Below are 20,644 nucleotides of genomic sequence, written 5' to 3' on the forward strand. Positions count from 1 at the left end.
GTGGTGCTGCCGGTGGTCCGGGCGGCCGGCCGCCCGGACCACCGGCAGCACCACATCTCGCAGCACAGGCCGCCCGCGACGGGCGGACGAGGGGAGCGACACCATGAAGATCTACCAGCCCATGCTGTTCGTGGGGCTGGGCGGCACCGGCGCCCGCATCGGCGCCGAACTGGAGCGGAACCTGCGCCGCGAACTGTGCGGCCCGGACGGTACCGACCTGGTCGGCCGCGGCAAGCAACGGGTTCCCTTCCAGCTGCCGGACTGCCTGCAGTTCGTCTACGCGGACTTCAGCGAGTCCGAACTGGACCGGCTGCCGCACCTGAGCGCCCGCGGCCCCGAGGCGGCGGCGTTCGCCCGTACCTCCCGGGCCGTGCACAACCTGCTGCCCACCTACGACAACTCGCCCGAGATGACCCGGATGCTGCGCATCGCCCAGCACGAGGAGACCGCCGGCTGGCTGCCACCGCGGATCGACGAACCCCGGGTCTCCCCGCTGCACACCGGCGCCGGGCAGCTGCCCACCGTCGGCCGGGCCGCGCTGTTCGCCACCATGCGCAACGGGCCCGACCAGGTGCTCGGCCCGCTGCGCTCGGCGATCGACGCGCTCAGCAAGTCGGCGGGCGACCTCCAGGAGCTGGGCGGCGGGCAGATCCGCGGCTACGACGTGTTCGTGGCGTTCTCCGTCGCGGGCGGCACCGGCGCCGGCATCTTCTACGACTTCCTCCACCTGCTCGGGCACGCCTTCCACTCGGTGAACCTGCCCGGCGCGAAGATCTATCCGCTGGTCGTGATGCCCTCGGCGTTCCCCGCCGAGTCCGGCGGCGGCCGGGAGGCCGAACTGAACGCCGCCCGCGCCCTGGTCGACCTCTCGCACCTGATCGACGACCAGAACGCGGCGGACGCCACCGCCGACCTCGGCGACGTGGAGCAGCGCGGCTCGCTGAGCGTGAAGTACCCGGAGATGGTGCCGGTCAGCCTGCGCACCTCCACCGTCCAGACGGCGTTCCTCTTCAGCCGTACCGCCGGTATGCGCCCCGAGGATCTGCGCCGCTCCATCACCGCCATGGTGACCTCGCTGATCGGCACGGACCTGGGCGAGGAGAACACCCGCGGCCGGGCCGACGACGCCTACCAGTCCTTCGCCGCCAGCTTCGTCAACCGCGGCACCAGCCGGTCGGCCGCCGCCGCCACCGGCATCGGCCTGCAGGGCATGTCCACCAGCCTCGCCGCGTCCATGACCGTCCCGGTCGACGAACTCGCCGAGATCGTCGCCGCCCGGATGCTCGCCTGCGCCGTACGGGGCCTGGTGGACCGGGCCCGCCAGGGCGGCGAGGACCACCGCGCCCTGGTCGCCGAGGCGTTCAAGGAGTCCGGCATCGAGGACGTGTGGGCCCGCGACGCGCGCGAGGTGCAGGCGCCCGACCCGTTGCCCAAGGGCTCCAGGGCCATCAGCCAGGCACTGCGCGACCGGGTCGGCGACATGGAGGACCAGCTCGCCACGCTCGACCGGCAGCTCGACCGCCGCTCGGTGGAGCTCGCCGAGCGCTTCAACCCGCGCCGGGGGCTGCTCACCCTGCTCAAGCAGCACGACCCGTTCCGGCTGGAGCGGGTGTTCACCGGCAACCCGGGCGACCGCGACCGGGTCGCGCAGGCGGGCTTCTCCGGGATGCTCGACAACCGGCGCAACCGCCCGCAGCGCCCCGAAGGGGTGGACACCAACCCGCCGCAGGTGCCGCGCATCGGCCGCCGGATGGGCGGCGTGGTGCCCGCGCGCTGGGGCGACCCCGAGGTGGAGGCCGCGCTCCAGGAGCAGGAGGCCTGGTACCGCTGGGCGGCCTGCCGGGTGTGGCACGCCCGGTGGAAGGAGCAGGAGCCCCGCTGGCGCCCGCTCGCCGACCGGTCCATGAAGGAACTGTCCGCGCTCGTACGGGCCTTCCGCGACCACGAGGAGGAGGAGAACGGCCTGTTCCGCGAGCGGCGCCGCGAGCTGTACCGCGAGGACCGCACGGGCGTGTCGTACCTGCTCCCGCCGCAGAACACCCTCGACGCCTTCTACGACGACGTGCTGACCCGCCTCCTCCAGCGCGAGGGCATCGCGGACAACCAGGACGAGGCGGCGCTGCTCACCCGCATCGTCGAGCCGCAGCACTGGGAACACGCCCTGGAGGCCGTCCAGCGCTCGCCGCGCGCCGCCGTCAAGGAGGTCAAGCAGGTCCTGGAGGCCCGGATCAAGAAGCTGTTCGGGGAGGCGGGCGTCCACCAGGAGCGGCCGCTGCTGCCCTCCCTCGGCGACCTGCTCGCCGCGGCGTCCGGGGACGAGGAGTCCGTCGAGGCGGTCGACGAGAAGTGGCTCGACCAGTTCCGCTCCCAGCTCGCCGGGCTGCTGCCGGCCGGCTTCACCCCGGACGGCACCGGAAAGCTCAAGACGCTCATCGTCCGCCCGCAGACCAAGGCCAAGGGCAGCGTGGACCGCTTCCTGGAACAGTCGCTGCTGCTGCCGCGCGACGAGAACCGGCTGCCGCCCGAGTTCCGCGCCGTGGTCACCGAGTCCATCACCGTCGTACTGTTCCGCAGCGAGATGAGCCTGACCGACATCTCCGAGGTGCGCCAGGTGCTGCGCCTGTGGGGCCGGGCCAGGGAACGGGAGGGCCGCGAGGACCACCTCCAGTGGCGCCAGCGCACCGGCTACCGCGACGCCTGGCTGGCCAGCACGGAGAGCGACCGGCAGCGGGTGCTCAAGCACATGCTGTGCGCGATGTGGAACGGGCACGTCGAGGCCGTCGGCGACCCGCTCTCCCCGCAGAGCGTCTGCTTCCGGCTGCGCGGCGGCGACTCGGCCACCATGACGCTCGCCCTCCAGCCGTACGACCGGGACGTCTCCAGCTGGTCCGACCTGCTGCGGGCGTACGAGCGCTGGGCGCTGCTGGACGCCGGGTCGGCGGTCAAGGACTTCTGCTCGGTGCTGATGGAGGCCCTGCCGGTGGGGCTGAGCACCACGCCGGCGCAACCGGACCCGTTGTTCTGGACCTTCCTGCGCGAGGTGGCCCCGGCGGAGGCCGCCCGGCTGCGGCAGCGCGCCCGGGACCTGGACGAGGACGACCAGGAGTGGATCGAGCCGCTGCGCCACTTCTGGACCACGACCCTGGACGGCGCGCTGGACCTGCGCTTCCCCAGGGGCCTGCGGGCCAACCGGCCCTCGCTGCGCGCCCTGGCGCAGGCGCAGCTGCGGGAGCCCGGCGGCGACCCGGCACGGCTGCGCAAGGCCAACGGATACGACCCGGCCGGGGAACCGCGGACCCGGCGGACCCGGCCGTACGAACCCGAGCCGCACGAACCCGACCCGTACGGAACGGCCCCGCACGGAGCGGACGCACGCGGACCGGAGCCGCACGGGGCCGACCCGCACGGGGCCGATCCTCGCGAACCGGACCCGCGCGGGCCGGTGCCCCGCCAGACGACGGGCCCGTACGAGCAGCGGACCGAGCCCGGCGGCCCGGACCGCCCGGCGGACGACTCCGGGCGCGAACGATGGGCCGACCCGTGGGACGAGGAGCCGAGGGAGGATGACCTGCTGTGAGCGCCCGTACCACCGCTCCGGTCGTCACCCTCGACCTGCGGGGCGACCACGCCGCCCTGGACGGCGCGGACGGGCTGCACCGCGCCGTCCGCGCCGCGCTCGCCGGCGCCCCCGCCCAGGAGGCCGAACGCTTCCTGCTCGTGGACACCGCCACCGGCCTCGCCCGCCACCAGCGGACCTACGAACAGGTCCTCGCCTACGGACCCGGCCACGCGCTGTGCGTCGCGGTCGGCGCCCCGCCCGCGGAAGCGGGGGACGGCGTCACGGTGCCGCCCGCGCCGACCCCCTGGGCCCTGGACCGGCCCTCACCGCTGCGCCCGCCCGCCGTCGGCGTGCTGTGGATTCTCGACCCCCACTGCGGCATGGCGGCCGGCCCCACCGCGGACGCGGACGAGGGCGCGCTGCGCCCCCTCCTCGAAATCCTGGCGGCACCCGCCGTGTTCGACGCCGTCCTGCACGCGGTGTCCCGGCTTCCCGACGGCGTGGCGGTGCCCGCCCTGCGCGTCCTGGAGCACGACCTCTCGCACACCGCCCGCGCCCGGGTCTGGCGGCAGGCGCTGACCGACCTGGTCGGCCAGGACGACCCCGGCGGCCGGATCGCCGTCACCGATCCGGAGGCGGGCGGGGTGCCCGCCGAGCTCGCGCCGCTGGTCGGCGCCGGAATGCCCCGGAGCGTGGAACGCGCGGAGTGGCGGCGGGCGGGCGGCGAGGCCGACGAGCGTTCCCGGGCCTGCGACTTGGCGCTCGCGGAGGCCGAGGAGGCGTACGAGCGGCAGCGCGGCGCGGGCGGCCTGGTGCGCGGCGCCGCCGGGGACGTCGACCTCGCCGAGAGCCTGGACGCCGCGGCGGCGGAGCTGGCCGCCTACCGCGAGACCGTCGCCGAGACCCTCCGCGACGGCGACGGCGTCGGCCTGCCCCCGGAGCAGCGCCGCCGCCTGCACGAACACGGCATCGATCTGCCCCGGGTGCCGGAGGCCGCCCGCGACCGGATCGGCCCCGGCCTGCGCGGCTACGCCCAGGGCCTGCTGGCGCGCCGGCTGCCGCTGCGCTCGACCGCGGCCCGGCTCAGCGCGCTCTCCGACCTGGCCACGCCCACCGGCAGCGCGGCCCGCCTCGGCCGGCTCGACGAGCTGTGCCCGCCCGACCTGCCGCGGCTCCTGGCCGGGCCCCGGCCGTTCGAGGTGCGGGGCGCGGCGTACGGGGAGCTGGCCGGCGGCTGCGCAGTCGCCGCGGCGGCGGGGCTGTGGCCCGGGCCCGGCTGGGCGCTGGGGCCGCTGGCGGCGCTGGCCGCCGCCGCGCTGACCACGCTCGCGCTGGCCCGCCGCCCGGGACGCACCGGGGACGGACACCTCGACGGCGGCGGGCAGTCGGGCGCCCTGGCGCAGCTGTGCGCCGGGCTGCTGGGCGCGGGCGCCGGTATCGCGCTGGGCCAGGCGCTCGCGGTGCCCGCGTGGCTCGGGCTGAGCACCCTGCTGGTGGCGCTGATCGTGCTGCCGCTGCTGGCGGTACGCCGCTGGACCGAGGCCCTGGACACCTGGTGGGCGGCGGGCGGCGGCCCCGAAGGGCGCGATGTGCTGCACTCCCTCGACGGGCTGCTGGCGGACGCCGTCGTCCACGACTGGCTGCTGGCGGACGCCCGCCTGTACTGCGCCGACGGGGCACGGGCGGTGGCCGGGATGATCCGGCGCGCGGCAGCCGCGGCGGAAGGCCGTGACCCGGTTCCGGCGGCCGCGCGCGACGGGGGTACGGCGGCCGGAGCGTGGGGCGGCCGGCACGGGGCGGGGGGCGAAGGGCCGCCCTCCGACGACCTGTTGGAGGACGACTGGTTCGGCCCGCCGTCGTACGAGCGGCACTCCGCGACGCCGGCCTCGTACGACTCCTTCGACACCGACCCCCGGTACGACGGCGCCACGGCCCAGGGCTGGGACGACTGGGACGAATGGGACCGCGAACCGGAGCCCGACGGCGGATCGGACACCGGCTCCGCCGCCTGGCAGGACCCGCTCGCCGACCCGGTGCCGCCTCCCCGGCAGCCGGCGGACAGCGGCCCCGCCGAGGCCCCGGCCCCCGCTTCGGCCGTGTCCGCGCCGCCGCCCGACGACGTGCCCGTCCCCTGGCTGGAGCGCGAAGTGGGCGACGGCGGGTCCGAGCTGGTCGCCACCCTCGTCGGCGACCTCGCCGACGGCATCGCCGAACTCCTCGACCCGTACTGGGGCGCCATCGAACGCGACCCCGGCGCGGCCACCGCGCTCCCCGTCGACCGGGAGGTGCGGGCGCTGATCGACGACGAGACCGCCCGGCTGGCCCGGGACGGCGTCGCCGCCGCGCCCGCGTTCGCCCGGGACCCCGCCTCCCGGCCCGACCCGGCCGTCCTGCTCGGCCTGGCGCCCGACCGGGTCACCCGCATCCTCCAGGCGCACGGCGACGGCACCGGCACGGTCCCGCTCTGCGCCGCCGAACACCGCCGGCTGCTCTCCCGCGACCGGCACGCGGGCCGCGGGGTGCGCTTCGCCCCGGACGTGGCCCGGCACGGCGAGGACCCGCTGTCCGCCGACGGCCGGGGCGCCGACGACATGGTGTGGACCCCCGCCGGCCGGTACGCGGGCGTCTTCCGGCTGCTGCCGCTGCGCACCGGATCGGTGCGCACGGTCCGGTTGCGCGGCGGCGACACCACCGGGCCGGAACTGCCCGCGAACGCGAACGAATGAGGGGACGTCATGGACGAGTGGGCGGACCGGCGGAACACCGTACGGACATCTGAGCGCACGCCGGGCGACGGTGCCGCGCCCGAGGACCGCGCGCCCGGGCCCGCCGGGGCGCACAACGGGGGCCGCCCGGCACGCGACCGTGCCGAGCTGGCCTTCTTCACCGACGAGGGCGCGCCCGCCCGGCTGCTGGCGGCCTACTGGGGCGAGCTGCCTCCCGGACAGCAGCGGCCGGGGCTGAAGGCCAGGCCGGTGACGCTGGGCGACGACTGGCGGGTGATGCAGTACCGCCTCGCGCACACCGCGCGCGGCGACCACCGGGCCCGCGACCGGCTGGAGGCGGAGGTGGGGGTCGGCCTCGCGGTGCGCCGGGCGTTCGGCGACGCCCCGTACCACCAGCTGTTCGCCCGGTTCGGCGGCTACCACCTGGACGTACGGGAGCCGTTCGTCTTCTACGAACCCGCCCGCGGACGCCCGCTGGCGGCGCTCGCGGGCCGCGCCCCGGTCAGGGAACAGGAGCGCATCCGCAGTGAACTGGTCCTGGCCGTCCGGCTGCTGGAGGCGGTCGGCGTGGTGCACCGTGGGCTGACCCCGCAGACCGTGCGGTGGGACGGCCGCCACGTCCGGCTGCCCGAGCCCTGCCTCGCGACCCGCGCCGGACACCCCCGCGAGGCGCTGGGCGAGGCGCCCTGGGCTTCACCGGAGCAGCGCGCCGGGCACGGCACCGCGGACCCGCGCGACGACCTGTGGAGCGTGGCCCAGGTGATGTACCACCTGGTCACCGGCCGCGAAGGAGACCCGGACGGGCCGCCGCGCGACCTGGCGCGGCTGCCCGCGCTCGGCGTGCTGTCCACCGCCTACGCGCCCAGGGCGGAGGAGCGCAACCAGCCCGTCGAGGTGCTGCGGATGCTCAACCGGCAGGACCCGCTCCAGGGGCGCCCGCTGCCCGCCGACCCCCTGGAGCCCGGACGCCGCGCCTTCGACGAGGAACTGGCGCGCAAGAGAACGGAGTTGGGATTGGACGACGACCCGGCGGCGGAGTCCGCGCCCGGCCGGGCGCCGGGCCGCGGGCTGCGCTCCCTGTTCGGCGCGGGCCGCACGGGCACGGGAGGGCGCCGGTGAGCACGTACCCGATGCCGCCCGGCCCCCGGCCGGTGGTGTGCCCGTACTGCCTCGACCCGATCGCCTTCGACGAGGACCGGCTGTACGTACGCGACGAGACCAGCACCTTCGTCCGCCTGGACCTGACGGACGAGCACAATCCGCTGCGCCGCCAGGACGCCCTGCGCGAGGCGTTCCAGGTCTGCGGCAACACGGCGGGGATGCCCGAGCACTACCTGCCCGCGCCCTACCTCACCAACGGCGAACCGCTCACGGTGGCCCTGGTCGGCAGCTCCCGCGCCGGCAAGACCCACCTGCTCGCCTCGATGATCGGCGAGGTGGAGCGCGGCGCGCTGGAAGCGCACGGCCTCAAGGCCACACCGCTGCACACCGAGTCGCACCGTTCCTACCTCGACGACCGGGTGATGAAGCTGCGGGCCGGCGAGATGCTGGCGCACACCGAGCAGACCGACTTCGCCGAGTTCGCCGACGGGCTGCTGATCAGCCGCGGCGGCACGACGCGGCCGGTGGTCTTCTTCGATCTGTCGGGCGAGGATCTGGAACGTACCGGCCGGGTCACCCGGTTCCTCGCCGCCGTCAGCGCGTTCATCTTCGTCGTCGACCCGCTGCGCGCCCTGCCGCTGCCGTATCTGGACGCGGTACGCGAACGCACCAAGCAGCGCGCCGACGACCTCGGCGACCGCTCGTTCGGCACCGTGCTGGACCGGGCGCGGGGCGATGACCCCTACGTGGACGCGGCGGCCGCGATCGTGGTGGGCAAGAGCGATCTGATCCGCTTCGAACCGGCGGTGGCGCGCTGGCTGACCGCCCCCGAGAGCGCCCGGCCGACGGCGCGGGCACTGCGTGCCGAGAGCCGCGACGTGTACGCCTTCCTGCGTCACCACGGCGGGCCCGCCTGGCTCAAGCCCTTCGGCGACTGCGCGCGGTGCACCCTGCACTTCGCGTCGGCCACCGGCGGCCAGGAGGACGCGGGCGGCTTCCCCCAGGGAGTACGGCCGCGGCGGGTGCTCTCCCCGCTGCTGTCGGTCTTCGCGATGTGCGGGCTCCTGCCGGGAGCCGATCCCCAGGAGGTGGGACTGTGAGCGGGACGGACGCGCCGGTGCACCAGATCGTCTTCCGCTGGGACGCGGACCACGCCGTCGGCGGCGCGGGCGTGGGGCCGGTCGCCTGGTCGGGCAACCCGGACGGGCTGAAGCCCATCTACCGCAGCGTCGCCCCGCTGCTGCGCGTGCCCGGCGACGACGCGCGGGAGAGCCTGGCCCGGGTGGAACTGCCCGGGGAGCCGGGGCGGGAGCGGTCGGTGCTGCTGATCCGCCGTATCCCCGACCAGGACCGCGGCGGCCGCCCCAGCACCTGTTCCCACGCGCTGCTGGGCAGCGCGTCCGTGCTGACGCCCCGCCGCTGCCTGGCCCTGCACGCCTGGAGCTGGGAGGGCAGCGACGTCAACCTGCGGGAGGTCGAGGGGCGCTCCCTGGAGTGCGTACCGGCCAAGGCGCTGCGGGAGGCCGCCGAGCGCGAGGCACCCGTGCTCACCGAGCGGGCCGGGCGCTTCACCGGCGAGCTGACGGCGGTGCTCGCCGGGCGCCTGCGCCAGCCGCGGCAGCGGCTCTCCGTCCTGGACCGTACGGGCGGCGCCGCGCCGGTGCACGTCCTGTGGGGGCTGCGGAACCTGGCCGGCCCCGCGCTGCCCGGCTGGTCCTTCGCCACCCACGACACCCGGGACAGCGGGCGGTTCCACTACGTGTTCGTGCCGCGGTGGCCCGTGTCGGCCACGCGGGACCAGCAGCTGACCCGCCTGGACCCGGCCCGCCCGGGGCCCGGCGCGCCCGGCGGCGGGCCGGACGACGGTCTGCCGGACCACGGCGACCTGGCCGGGGAGGCCGCCCTGCGCCTGGTCGAGCACTACATGGAACACCGCTCCGACGAGGCGGCACTGCGCGCGATCCGCGACGCGCTGAGCCGGGCGCGCTTCCTCGAACAGGCGAGCCTCGACGAACGGGTGCGCCTGGTGAACGAGGCACTGGAGCTGTTCGGCCGGAGCCACCGCCGGTCCCGCAAAGACCGGGCGGGCGAGCCGCGCGAGGCACCGCGCGAGCCGCTGTACGAACGGGCCGGAGACGAACGGGCCGGAGAAGAGCGGGCCCGGGACGAACGGGTCCGGGCGGAGCGGGCCGGAGACGAGCGGGCCCGGGACGAGCGGTACGACCAGCCGGGGTACGGCGACCAGGCGTACGACCAGCAGGTGTTCGACAACATGCGACAGGACCAGGAACAGCCGTCGCGCCGGCGGACACCGGACCGGGACCTGGGCCCGGACCGGCAGGCGTACCCCGCTCGGTCCGCGCCGCCCGCCTCGCAGGCCGTCAGGGCCGGTACGGGATTCGCCCGCGACGTGAACGCCCGCGAGCTGCGCGAGGCGCTGCACCGCAACGGCGACGCCGCCGACGACTACCTGCGCCACAGCTCGGACGCCGTACTCCTGGAGGTGCTGGAGAAGGGCCTCCCCGCGGCCGGGGCCGAGCGCCTGGCCCGCGTACTGACGCTCCGCGCCCCCCACCGCTCCGTCCCCGACGCCCGGACGGTCTGCGAGCGCCTCCTCCTGGCCCACCTGTTCCTCGGCCTGGACGACGGACACCGCGACGAGGACCCGGTCACCGGACCGGACGGCCGGACGCGGATACGGACCGCCGTACACCTCTACGAGGAGCTGGTGCTCCCGTACGCCGGCCAGGGCAGCGTGCCCGGCCTGTTGCGGCAGGCCCTGCCGGACCTGTGGCACGCTCACGCGGGGCGGGGCCGCGCGATGCTGTGGCAGCTGATCGACAGCGGCCGGCCCACCGGCTTCGGTGACGCGGGCTGGAAGGCGCTGTTCGGCGTCGCGACGCGGCCGGCGGCGGAAGAGGAGCCGCCGGGCCACCGGGCCGCCGGCCGGCCCGGCGGACGCGGGCCCCGGCCCGGTCCCTGGTTCGGGCTCCGCCCCGCAGGCCGCCGCTCCCGCGACAGCCGTCCCCCGGACGCCGCGCCGCGCCGCTCCGAGGAACCGGCCGGACGGCTCTGGGTCACCGCGCTCCTCATGCTGATAGCCGTCCCCGTGATCCTGATCGTCGTCATCCTCGCGGCGGGGTCCTAGGAGCGGCCGCCGGTGCCGTACGCCGCCCTACCGGAAGCGGAAACCCCGTGTCGCGGGCCGTCCGCGGTCCTCCGCCGCGGGCCCCGAGCGGCCAAGATGGGGGGATGGGATTCCATGTCGACTCCGAGGCCGGGCGGCTGCGCCGCGTCATCCTGCACCGCCCCGATCTGGAGCTGAAGCGACTCACCCCGTCCAACAAGGACGCCCTGCTCTTCGACGACGTGCTGTGGGTGCGCCGGGCGCGCGCCGAGCACGACGCGTTCGCGGACATCCTGCGGGACCGGGGCGTCGCGGTGCACCTGTTCGGGGATCTGCTGGCGGAGACCCTCCAGGTCCCCGAGGCCCGGTCGCTCGTGCTGGACCGGGTCTTCCACGAGAAGGAGTACGGGCCGCTGGCCACCGACCACCTGCGGGCCGTCTTCGACGCGCTGCCCGTCCCCGAGCTGGTGGAGGCGCTGGTCGGCGGGATGACCAAGCGGGAGTACCTGGCGGCGCACCCGGAGCCGACCTCGGTGCGCTTCCACGTGATGGACCTCGACGACTTCGTGCTGCGCCCGCTGCCCAACCACCTGTTCACCCGGGACACCTCGGCGTGGGTGTACGACGGGGTGTCGGTCAACGCCATGCGCTGGCCGGCCCGGCAGCGCGAGACCGTGCACTACGAGGCGATCTACCGGCACCACAAGCTGTTCCGGAGCGGCGGCTTCAACGTCTGGTCCGAGGGGCAGGCGGCCTACCCGTCGACCATCGAGGGCGGCGACGTGCTGGTGCTCGGCCATGGCGCCGTACTGATCGGGATGAGCGAGCGGACCACCCCGCAGGCCGTCGAGATGCTGGCGCGCGGCCTGTTCGCGGCCGGGTCGGCGCGCACCATCGTGGCGCTGGACATGCCCAAGCGGCGGGCCTTCATGCACCTGGACACGGTCATGACGATGGTCGACGGCACCACGTTCACCCAGTACGCGGGGCTGGGGATGCTGCGTTCGTACACGATCGAGCCGGGCGCCGGCGACCAGGACCTGAAGGTCACCGACCATCCGCCGGAGCACATGCACCGCGCCATGGCGGCGGCGCTGGGCCTGGACGGCATCCGGGTGCTGACCGCGACGCAGGACGTGCACTCCGCCGAGCGCGAGCAGTGGGACGACGGGTGCAACGTGCTGGCCGTCGAGCCGGGCGTGGTCGTGGCGTACGAGCGCAACGTCACCACCAACACCTTCCTGCGCAGGCGCGGGATCGAGGTCATTACCATTCCGGGCAGTGAGCTGGGGCGGGGCCGCGGCGGCCCGCGCTGCATGAGCTGCCCGGTGGAACGCGACCCGGTGTAGGGGAGGAGCCCCCGCGGCAGGGGAAGAATGCCGGGGGTGGGGCGTCGTACGGAGCCGTCGGCGGCGGCCACCCTGCATAGGGATACGGTTGGTCGTATACACTTCCAATTGTTCCGATCTGCCGCGACCTAGGAGCCCACCCATGGCGATAGACCTCAAGGGCCGCCACTTCCTCAAGGAGCTGGATTTCAGCGCGGAGGAGTTCGTCCGGCTCGTCGATCTGGCGGCCGAGCTGAAGGCCGCCAAGCGCTCGGGCGAGGAGGTCGCGCGTCTGCGGGGCCGCAACATCGCGCTGATCTTCGAGAAGACCTCCACCCGCACCCGCTGTGCCTTCGAGGTCGCCGCGGCGGACCAGGGCGCCTCCACCACCTACCTCGACCCGGCCGGGTCGCAGATGGGGCACAAGGAGTCGGTGAAGGACACCGCCCGGGTCCTGGGCCGGATGTTCGACGCGATCGAGTACCGGGGCAGCTCCCAGGCCGCCGTCGAGGAGCTGGCCGAGTACGCCGGTGTGCCGGTCTTCAACGGCCTGACCGACGCGTGGCACCCGACCCAGATGCTCGCCGACGTGCTGACGGTCAAGGAGCACGCGCCCGGACGCCCGCTGACGGAGATCGCCCTCGCCTACCTCGGCGACGCCCGCTACAACATGGGCAACTCCTACCTGATCACCGGCGCGCTGCTCGGCATGGACGTCCGGATCGTCGCGCCCGAGGACCTCTGGCCGGACGAGGAGGTCGTCACCCGGGCCAAGGAGCTGGCCGCGCACAGCGGCGCCCGCGTCACGCTCACCGCGGACGTGGCCGAGGGGGTGCGGGGCGCGGACTTCGTCGCGACCGACGTGTGGGTCTCGATGGGCGAGCCGAAGGAGGTCTGGGACGAGCGGATCGCGCTGCTCGGCGGTTACGCCGTCACGATGGACGTGCTGCGCGCCACCGGCAAGGCGGACGTGAAATTCCTGCACTGCCTGCCCGCCTTCCACGACCTGGGCACCGCCGTGGGGCGGGAGATCCACGAGCGGCACGGCCTGACCTCCCTGGAGGTCACGGACGAGGTCTTCGAATCCGCGCACTCGGTCGTCTTCGACGAGGCGGAGAACCGGCTGCACACGATCAAGGCGGTGCTGGTCGCCACCATGGCGTGACGGGCCGCCGCAGTGGCCCGACGGGCCGCCGCCGTATCCGCGCGGCCCGGCGCGGCACGGCCCCGTACGCCCGCATTGCATGGCTATACGCCCCCATGGGCGATCATGCAGCCATAAGGACTACCATCGAACCGGCTTCCGGGGTCCGGACCCGACCGGTCCGGACCCCGCTCCGTGCGCGGCCCACCCCGCCGCGCGCACCGCACCACGCACCACGCACCACCAGAGATGAGAACCACCCCATGAGTCCGTCAGGTCCGTCCGGACTGCGCATCAAGTCCCCCGACCTCCTCGTCGCCGAATCCGGCGCGGACCTCGAAGGCCACGGCCTCAAGCGCACCATGGGGCTCTTCCAGCTCGTGTGCTTCGGCATCGGCGCCATCGTCGGCACCGGCATCTTCGTCGGCCTGTCCGACACCGTCGCCCGGTCCGGCACCGCCGTCCTCGTCTCCTTCGTGCTCGCCGCCGTCACCTGCGTCTTCACCGCCTTCTCGTTCGCGGAGCTGGGCGGCGCCATCCCGGTCTCCGGCAGCTCGTACTCCTACGCGTACGCCACGCTCGGCGAGCGCGCGGCGTTCCTCGTCGGCTGGTGCCTGCTGCTGGAGTACGGCGTCTCGGTCTCGGCGGTCGCGGTCGGCTGGGGGCAGTACCTGAACGAGCTGCTGAACAGCCTCGTCGGCTGGCAGCTGCCCGCCGCCCTGTCCAGCCCGCCGGGCGACGGCGGCATCGTCAACGTCCCGGCCGTCGTGGTGCTGCTGCTGGCCGCGGTGCTGCTGGTGCGCGGCATCCGCGAGAGCGCCCGCGCGACCGCCGCGATGGCCGTGCTCAAGCTGGCGGTCCTGGTCCTGTTCTGCGCCATCGCGTTCACCGCCTTCCGGGACGGCAACCTCACGCCGTTCGCCCCGGAGGGCATCGCCGGCATCACCTCCGGCGCCTCGGTCGCCTTCTTCTCCTACATCGGCTTCGACGCGATCACCACGGCGGGCGAAGAGGTGCACAACCCGCGCCGGAACATCCCCACCGCGATCATGATCTGCATCGGTCTGGTCACCGTCCTGTACTGCGTGGTCGCGCTCTGTGCCATCGGCGCGCTCTCCGCCGACGAGGTGGGCGACAAGCCCGCGGCGCTCTCCCTCGTCGTCAACCAGGTCACCGACTCCGCCGTCGGCGGCGGCGTCATCGCCTTCGGCGCGGTCGTCGCCATCGCCTCCGTCGTCCTGGCCGTCATGTACGGGCAGACCCGCATCCTGATGTCGATGTCCCGCGACGGGCTCGTGCCGCGGGTCTTCGAACGGATCTCGCCGAAGACCTCCACCCCGGTGGCGGGCACCTGGATCGTCGCCGTGGTCTTCGCGGTCCCGGCCGCCGTGGTGCCGCTGGACGTCGTCATGAATCTGACGACCATCGGGACGCTGGCCGTGATGGCCGTGGTCAACGTCAGCGTCATGGTCCTGCGCCGCACCCGCCCCGGCCTGCCCCGCCGCTTCCGGGTGCCGCTCTTCCCGCTCAGCCCGGTGCTCGGCATCGCGTTCTGCGGCTATCTGATCTACGGGACGGGGCCGGCGACCTGGTTGCAGTTCGCCGGATTCCTGGCGGTCGGCGCGGTCGTCTACGCGCTGTACGGGCGGCGGCACTCGCGGCTGGGCCGGGACGGTACGGAGCCCGGCGATGCGTCCGGCGACGACGGCAGCGGCAACAGCGGCGTCAAGGATGCCGGGGTGCCGGCGGGAGCGTGAACCACACGGCCTTGCCGTGTGCGGTGGTCCGGCAGCCGGCCGCCGAGCTGAGCGTCCGGACCAGCAGCAGCCCGCGGCCGTGCTCGGCCGACGGGTCGGGGCACTGGGCCGGCGTGCGGGCGTCCAGCCCCGCCACCGGTGCGGGGTCGTGGTCGTGGACCTCCACCTGGCAGCCGCCGGGCAGCAGTTCCACGACCAGTTCGAGGGGCGCGGACCCGGGGGTGTGCTCGACCGCGTTGGCGACCAGCTCCGCGGTCAGCAGCTCGGCGGTGTCGCGGTCCGCGGGGGCGGGGGCCCCGGCGGAGGGGGCAGGGCGGGGTGCGGCGGTGTCCGGGGCGGTCGCCTGCGCGAGGGCCGTACGGACGAGGGCGCGGGCGAGGGGCACCGCGGCCGTGGTGTGCGGCAGCGCGGTCCTCCAGGACATCGAAGGGGAGTGTTGCGGCAAGGCACTGTTTCCGTTCACCGATGGCCGGATCGCATCCGTCAACCGTATGAGGTCGACCTCACAACGGTCAGGGACGGGCGACCGCAGGACCGGTGACCTTGGTCCGCGGGGGAAAGTGACCTTCGGCCGGAACCGGACGGCGCCGCACCGGGCGGCTATCGCGCACTCATGACGACAGTCACACAACGGTGATAGCTTCGAAGCGCGATCGAGAGTCCGCACCAGCCGCCCGGCTGAAGGGGGCAGTGGCCCGATGAGCCCGTTCACAGGTTCCGCCCGTACCACCGACGCATGGCAGCACATCCGCGTGACCAGGGAAGACGGCATCGTCACCGTCACCCTCGCGCGCCCGGACAAACTCAACGCGCTCACCTTCGAGGCGTACGCCGACCTGCGCGACCTGCTCGCCGAACTCTCCAGGGAGCGGTCCGCGCGCGCCCTCGTACTCGGCGGCGAGGGCCGCGGTTTCTGCTCCGGCGGCGACGTCGAGGAGATCATCGGCGCCACCCTCGCCATGGACACCGCCCAGCTCCTGGACTTCAACCGGATGACCGGCCAGGTCGTACGGGCCATCCGGGAGTGCCCGTGCCCGGTGATCGCCGCGGTGCACGGCGTCGCGGCGGGCGCCGGCGCGGTGCTCGCCCTGGCCGCCGACTTCCGCGTCGCCGACCCCTCGGCCCGCTTCGCCTTCCTGTTCACCAAGGTCGGCCTCTCCGGCGGCGACATGGGCGCCGCGTACCTGCTGCCGCGCGTGGTCGGCCTCGGCCACGCCACCCGGCTGCTGATGCTCGGCGAACCGGTCCGCGCCCCCGAGGCCGAACGCATCGGTCTGATCGGCGAACTGGCCGAGGAAGGCCGTGCGGACGTGGCGGCACACATCCTCGCCCGGCGGCTCGCCGAAGGGCCCGCGCTCGCCCACGCCCAGACCAAGGCACTGCTCACCGCCGAGCTGGACATGTCGCTCGGCGCCGCCGTCGAGCTGGACGCCGCCACCCAGGCCCTGCTGATGAACAGCGCCGACTACGCCGAGTTCCACGCCGCCTTCACCGAGAAGCGGCCCCCGAAGTGGCAGGGGAAATAGGGGTGGGCGCCCGCAGGGTGGCCGTCATCGGGGGCGGCCCGGGCGGCCTGTATGCCGCCGTCCTCCTCAAGCGCCTCGACCCGGGCCGCGACATCACCGTCTGGGAGCGCAACGCCCCCGACGACACCTTCGGCTTCGGCGTCGTCCTCTCCGACGAGACCCTGGGCGGCATCGAACACGCCGACCCGCAGGTGTACCGCGCGCTCCAGCGGGAGTTCGTCCGCTGGGACGACATCGACATCGTGCACCGCGGACGCACCCTGACGTCCGGCGGGCACGGCTTCGCCGCCCTCGGCCGCCGTACGCTGCTGCGCATCCTGCACGAGCGCTGCCGCTCCCTCGGCGTACGGCTGAACTTCCGCACCCAGGCCCCGCCCGCCGCCGAACTCGCGGCCACGCACGACCTGGTGATCGCGGCGGACGGCGTGCACAGCCTCACCCGGGCCGCGCACGCCGACGTCTTCGGCCCGCGCGTCACCACCCACCGCTGCCGCTACATCTGGCTCGCCGCGGACTTCGCCTTCGACGCGTTCCGCTTCGAGATCGCCGAGACCGAGCACGGCATCGTCCAACTGCACGGCTATCCGTACGCCCGCGCCGGCACCGGCCCACGGGACGGCGATACGGCGGCCGGGGACGGCGCCAGCACCGTCATCGTCGAGATGCGCGAGGAGGTCTGGCGCCGGGCCGGCCTGGACCGCGGCGACGAGCGGGAGAACGCCGACTGGTGCGCCAAGACCTTCGCCGACGCGCTGGGCGGGCGCCCCCTGCGGGGCAACAACTCCACCTGGACCGCGTTCCGTACCGTCGTCAACGAACGCTGGTCCCACGGCCGTACGGTGCTGCTCGGCGACGCCGCGCACACCGCCCACTTCTCCATCGGCTCCGGCACCAAACTGGCCGTCGAGGACGCCCTCGCGCTGGCCGCGTGCCTGGCGGAGCACCCGGACCTCCCGGACGCGCTGGCCGCGTACGAGGCCGAGCGGCGGCCCGTCGTCGCCTCCACCCAGCGGGCTGCCCGCGCCAGCCTCGCCTGGTTCGAGGAACTGGCGGAGTACGCCGGCCAGCCGCCCCGCCGCTTCGCCTTCAACCTGCTCACCCGCAGCCGCCGGGTCACCCACGACAACCTGCGGCTGCGCGATCCCGCCTTCGTCGCGGCGGTCGAGGAGGAGGCCGGCGTCCCGGCCGGCACCCCACCCATGTTCACCCCCTTCCGGCTGGGCGGCCTGACTCTGCGCAACCGGGTCGTGGTCTCCCCGATGGACATGTACTCCGCCGACGGCGACGGCACGCCCGGCGACTTCCACCTCGTCCACCTCGGCGCCCGCGCGCTCGGCGGCCCCGGGCTGGTGCTGACCGAGATGGTCTGCGTCAGCCGCGCAGGCCGTATCACCCCCGGCTGCACGGGCCTGTACGCACCGGAGCACGAGGCGGCCTGGCGCCGCGTCACCGACTTCGTGCACGCGCGGGCACCCGGCACCGCCATCGGTGTCCAGCTCGGCCACTCCGGCCGCAAGGGCTCCACCCGCCTCATGTGGGAGGGCATCGACCAGCCGCTGCCCGACGGCAACTGGCCGGTCGTCGCCGCCTCCGCACTGCCGTACCGCCCCGGCGTCAACCAGATACCGCACGCCCTGATCGAGGCGGAACTGGCCGACGTACGACGGGAGTTCGTGCACTCCGCCCGGGCGGCCGCCCGGGCCGGGTTCGACCTCCTCGAACTGCACTGCGCCCACGGCTACCTGCTCTCCGGCTTCCTCTCCCCGCTCACCAACCGGCGCACCGACGCGTACGGCGGCGACCTCGCCGCACGGCTGCGCTTCCCGCTGGAGGTCTTCGACGCGGTGCGCGAGGTCTGGCCCGACAGCCGGCCCATGACGGTCCGGATCTCCGCCACCGACTGGGCCGAGGGCGGCACCACCGCCGAGGACTCGGTGGAGATCGCCCGCGCCTTCGCCGCGCACGGCGCCGCCGCCATCGACGTGTCGACCGGCCAGGTCGTGCCCGACGAGCAGCCCGAGTTCGGCCGCTCCTACCAGGCCCCGTTCGCCGACCGCATCCGCAACCGGCTGGGCGTACCGGTGATCACGGTGGGCGCCGTCTCGTCCTGGGACGACGTCAACTCCCTGGTGCTGGCGGGCCGCGCCGACCTGTGCGCACTGGCCCGGCCGCACCTGTACGACCCGCACTGGACGCTGCACGCGGCAGCCGAGCAGGGCTACACGGGACCGGGCGCGCCCTGGCCGCTGCCGTACCGCGCGGGCAGCCGCATCCCGCCCACCGGCCGTACGGACGCGCCGAAGCCCCGCCTGACGCTGGGGTGACGGGGCCTTGCGGCCCGTGTCACGGCGCCCGGCGGGGCCCGGGGGGAAGCGGCGGGGCCCGGAGCGGCGCGTGGGGGCGGCCTGTTTCCGGGCGGCGGTTCAGCGGATGGACTGGCTTGCGGCGCGGGCGGTGAAGACGGACTGTCCGTTCTGCCGGATGTCCACGTCGAGGAGGAGGTGGTCCCGGCCGTCGCGCCCGGCCACGGTCGCCTCGACCCAGCAGGGGGCGTCCAGTTCGGCGTAGCGGTGGAAGGAGCACGCCATGTCGACCGGCAGCGAGAAGCCGGGGCCCGCGGCGGCGTGCGCGGCCTGCCGGGCGGCCTCCACCATCAGCATGCCGGGGGCGTGGTCCACCGGGTGGTCGAAGAGCACCGGGTGCGCGGTGTTCACGCGCAGCTGCCAGCGGTTGGCGTGCCCGGTGGGGGAGAGGACCACGTCGCCGGTGCGGTCGCGCGCCACCAGACGCGGTGCGACCGGCTCCGCCAGGTCCAGCTTGCGGTCGTTGGCCCGCTGGAGGTCGCTGTACTTGCCGCGCAGGCGGCGGTAGACGGCGGGGCTGTGGCAGGAGAAGTTCAGTTCGGCGCGGGCCAGTTCGGTGCCGTCGCGCCGGACGCGGTACAGCTGCCGCGCGCTGGCCAGGCGCTTGCCGCGGTACACCAAGTCGTGGTCGGTGATGTGCAGTTCTATCTCGGCGGGCGTGCCGGTGACGCGCAGGGCCTCGGGAACCAGGGAGTAGTGCAGGTCCTGCCAGATGATCGGGTGGTCGAGGGGTACACCGTGCGCCACGTGACTGAGCAGAATGCTGGCCTGCCGCATCGTCTCCACCAGCAGCACCGGGTCGTGCAGACCGTCGACAGGGCCGTAGAAACTGTGCGCCCGCGGCCACTGCGCGCTCACCACCCAGCCATCGGTCCCCGCGCGGCGCCAGTCGGTCAGGAACACCTCGGACACGGCAGTCCGGTGCACATACTGCCGGGGCACGGTCGTCGTCAGCGGCGGGAGGTCCGAGAGGCCGGTGCGCTCCCCTCCGGTGAACGGACGACGGCCTGCTGCGGTGGGCGGCGCGGTGAGCGTGGCGCTGGCCATGCGGGTTCCCTCCCTGGTGGCGGCTCACTTCGCTCGGACAACGTGAGCCTCGGTGGCGGACCAACGCGGACTAAGATACAAACCGGATGGTTTGTTTTCTAGTGCTTCCACGGGGCTTTCTTGCGGGAAGAATTCGGAGAAAGGAACGAGATGCACAAAGCCCGCCGTTACTGTCCGCGTGGGCAGGCACGCCTGTCCCGGAGGGGTGCGCCCGAGAGTACGACGGCGCCCCGGACGCACGCAATGTGCGCGCGGGCGACGGCAGTTGCGGTCAGGCCGCGGTCTTCACCGAGCGGCCGTGCGGATCGAGATGGCTCAGCGCGCCGGGTGAGGCCAGGCCGGGCAGGATGTGCTTCCACAGCGCCGTGACCCGTTCGGGCAGGTCGTGGCGGTTGGAGGCGGCGTGCGAGAAGAGCTGTACGCCCATGTAGGCCGAGACGAAGAACTCCGCCGCCCGGTCCGGCGCGATCGCCGGGAGCAGTTCGCCGTTCTCCCGGGCGTCGGCGAACATCTTCGTGACGATGTCGATCCAGGCCTGGTACGGCACGAGCGGCTCGTCGCTGAACGTGGTCTCGACGGCGATGCGGGTGCCGGCCTGGAGCAGCGGATTGTCCCGCAGTGCCACCGCCACCTGGTGCGTGAAGTCGATGGCGTCCTGTAGCCGGGAGTCGCTGACCTGCGGAATGAAGGGATCGGTCTGTTCCGAGATGACGGCTCTGGCGAGGGCGTCCTTGGAGGCGAAGTGGAAGTACAGGGCCCCCTTCGTCACGCCGGCCCGCTGGATGATCTCCGCCATCGTGGCCGCTTCGTACCCGCGTGTGCCGATGACCTGGGCCGCCGCTTCGAGGACGGCACGTCGAGTGCGCACTGCGCGTTCCTGCTTGACCACCGATCGTCCTCCGTATGCTCTCTTGGGGGGTGTTGTACTTGGGGGCAACCTTACGAGGTCGGTCTGTCAGTCTATTT

13 protein-coding genes are annotated in these 20,644 nt (G+C 74.2%); 10 read left to right on the plus strand and 3 right to left on the minus strand.

Annotation, left to right across the window (positions count from 1 at the left end):
* The first annotated feature begins 103 nt into the window (after window positions 1-103).
* The 8 genes from ACFV57_RS31620 to ACFV57_RS31655 all read left to right on the plus strand — a co-directional run bounded on the left by ACFV57_RS31620 (window position 104) and on the right by ACFV57_RS31655 (window position 14,742).
* Window positions 104-3,577, plus strand: coding sequence for a tubulin-like doman-containing protein (locus ACFV57_RS31620; RefSeq protein ID WP_385239238.1), 3,474 nt, complete (start codon window positions 104-106; stop codon window positions 3,575-3,577).
* Window positions 3,574-6,285, plus strand: a complete 2,712-nt coding sequence (locus ACFV57_RS31625) for a hypothetical protein (protein ID WP_385239240.1) — start codon at window positions 3,574-3,576, stop codon at window positions 6,283-6,285. Before ACFV57_RS31620 ends, ACFV57_RS31625 begins: the two co-directional genes overlap by 4 nt.
* Window positions 6,286-6,294: 9 nt before the next feature.
* Window positions 6,295-7,404, plus strand: coding sequence for a hypothetical protein (locus ACFV57_RS31630; RefSeq protein ID WP_385239242.1), 1,110 nt, complete (start codon window positions 6,295-6,297; stop codon window positions 7,402-7,404).
* Window positions 7,401-8,486, plus strand: a complete 1,086-nt coding sequence (locus ACFV57_RS31635) for a hypothetical protein (protein WP_385239244.1) — start codon at window positions 7,401-7,403, stop codon at window positions 8,484-8,486. The genes ACFV57_RS31630 and ACFV57_RS31635 overlap by 4 nt, the downstream gene beginning before the upstream one ends.
* Complete coding sequence (locus ACFV57_RS31640; protein WP_385239246.1) at window positions 8,483-10,534, plus strand: hypothetical protein; 2,052 nt, start codon at window positions 8,483-8,485, stop codon at window positions 10,532-10,534. Before ACFV57_RS31635 ends, ACFV57_RS31640 begins: the two co-directional genes overlap by 4 nt.
* A gap of 104 nt (window positions 10,535-10,638) precedes the next feature.
* Window positions 10,639-11,862 (plus strand): arginine deiminase, encoded by a 1,224-nt coding sequence (locus ACFV57_RS31645; protein ID WP_385239248.1) that lies wholly within the window; start codon window positions 10,639-10,641, stop codon window positions 11,860-11,862.
* Between the two features lie 142 nt (window positions 11,863-12,004).
* Entirely contained in the window at window positions 12,005-13,006 is a 1,002-nt protein-coding gene (gene argF, locus ACFV57_RS31650; RefSeq protein ID WP_385239250.1) for an ornithine carbamoyltransferase, read from the plus strand.
* Window positions 13,007-13,248: 242 nt separating this feature from the next.
* A complete protein-coding gene (locus ACFV57_RS31655) occupies window positions 13,249-14,742 on the plus strand; it encodes an amino acid permease (RefSeq protein ID WP_385239252.1) in 1,494 nt (497 codons plus the stop codon).
* Here ACFV57_RS31655 and ACFV57_RS31660 read toward each other — a convergent pair.
* Entirely contained in the window at window positions 14,711-15,166 is a 456-nt protein-coding gene (locus ACFV57_RS31660) for an ATP-binding protein (protein WP_385239254.1), read from the minus strand. The two genes, ACFV57_RS31655 and ACFV57_RS31660, sit on opposite strands and share 32 nt — an antisense overlap.
* A 274-nt stretch (window positions 15,167-15,440) precedes the next feature.
* Between ACFV57_RS31660 and ACFV57_RS31665 the strand changes: the two genes are divergently transcribed.
* Both ACFV57_RS31665 and ACFV57_RS31670 read left to right on the plus strand, forming a co-directional pair.
* Window positions 15,441-16,268, plus strand: a complete 828-nt coding sequence (locus ACFV57_RS31665) for an enoyl-CoA hydratase family protein (RefSeq protein WP_385239256.1) — start codon at window positions 15,441-15,443, stop codon at window positions 16,266-16,268.
* A gap of 2 nt (window positions 16,269-16,270) precedes the next feature.
* Window positions 16,271-18,592, plus strand: a complete 2,322-nt coding sequence (locus ACFV57_RS31670; protein ID WP_385239258.1) for a bifunctional salicylyl-CoA 5-hydroxylase/oxidoreductase — start codon at window positions 16,271-16,273, stop codon at window positions 18,590-18,592.
* 99 nt (window positions 18,593-18,691) lie between these two features.
* Here ACFV57_RS31670 and ACFV57_RS31675 read toward each other — a convergent pair whose 3' ends face one another.
* Window positions 18,692-19,678, minus strand: a complete 987-nt coding sequence (locus ACFV57_RS31675) for a ScbA/BarX family gamma-butyrolactone biosynthesis protein (protein ID WP_385239260.1) — start codon at window positions 19,676-19,678, stop codon at window positions 18,692-18,694.
* 271 nt (window positions 19,679-19,949) lie between these two features.
* Complete coding sequence (locus ACFV57_RS31680) at window positions 19,950-20,546, minus strand: ScbR family autoregulator-binding transcription factor (RefSeq protein WP_385239262.1); 597 nt, start codon at window positions 20,544-20,546, stop codon at window positions 19,950-19,952.
* Between the last annotated feature and the right edge of the window lie 98 nt (window positions 20,547-20,644).

Source organism: Streptomyces sp. NPDC059788, assembly GCF_042732265.1.
Lineage (GTDB): Bacteria > Actinomycetota > Actinomycetes > Streptomycetales > Streptomycetaceae > Streptomyces.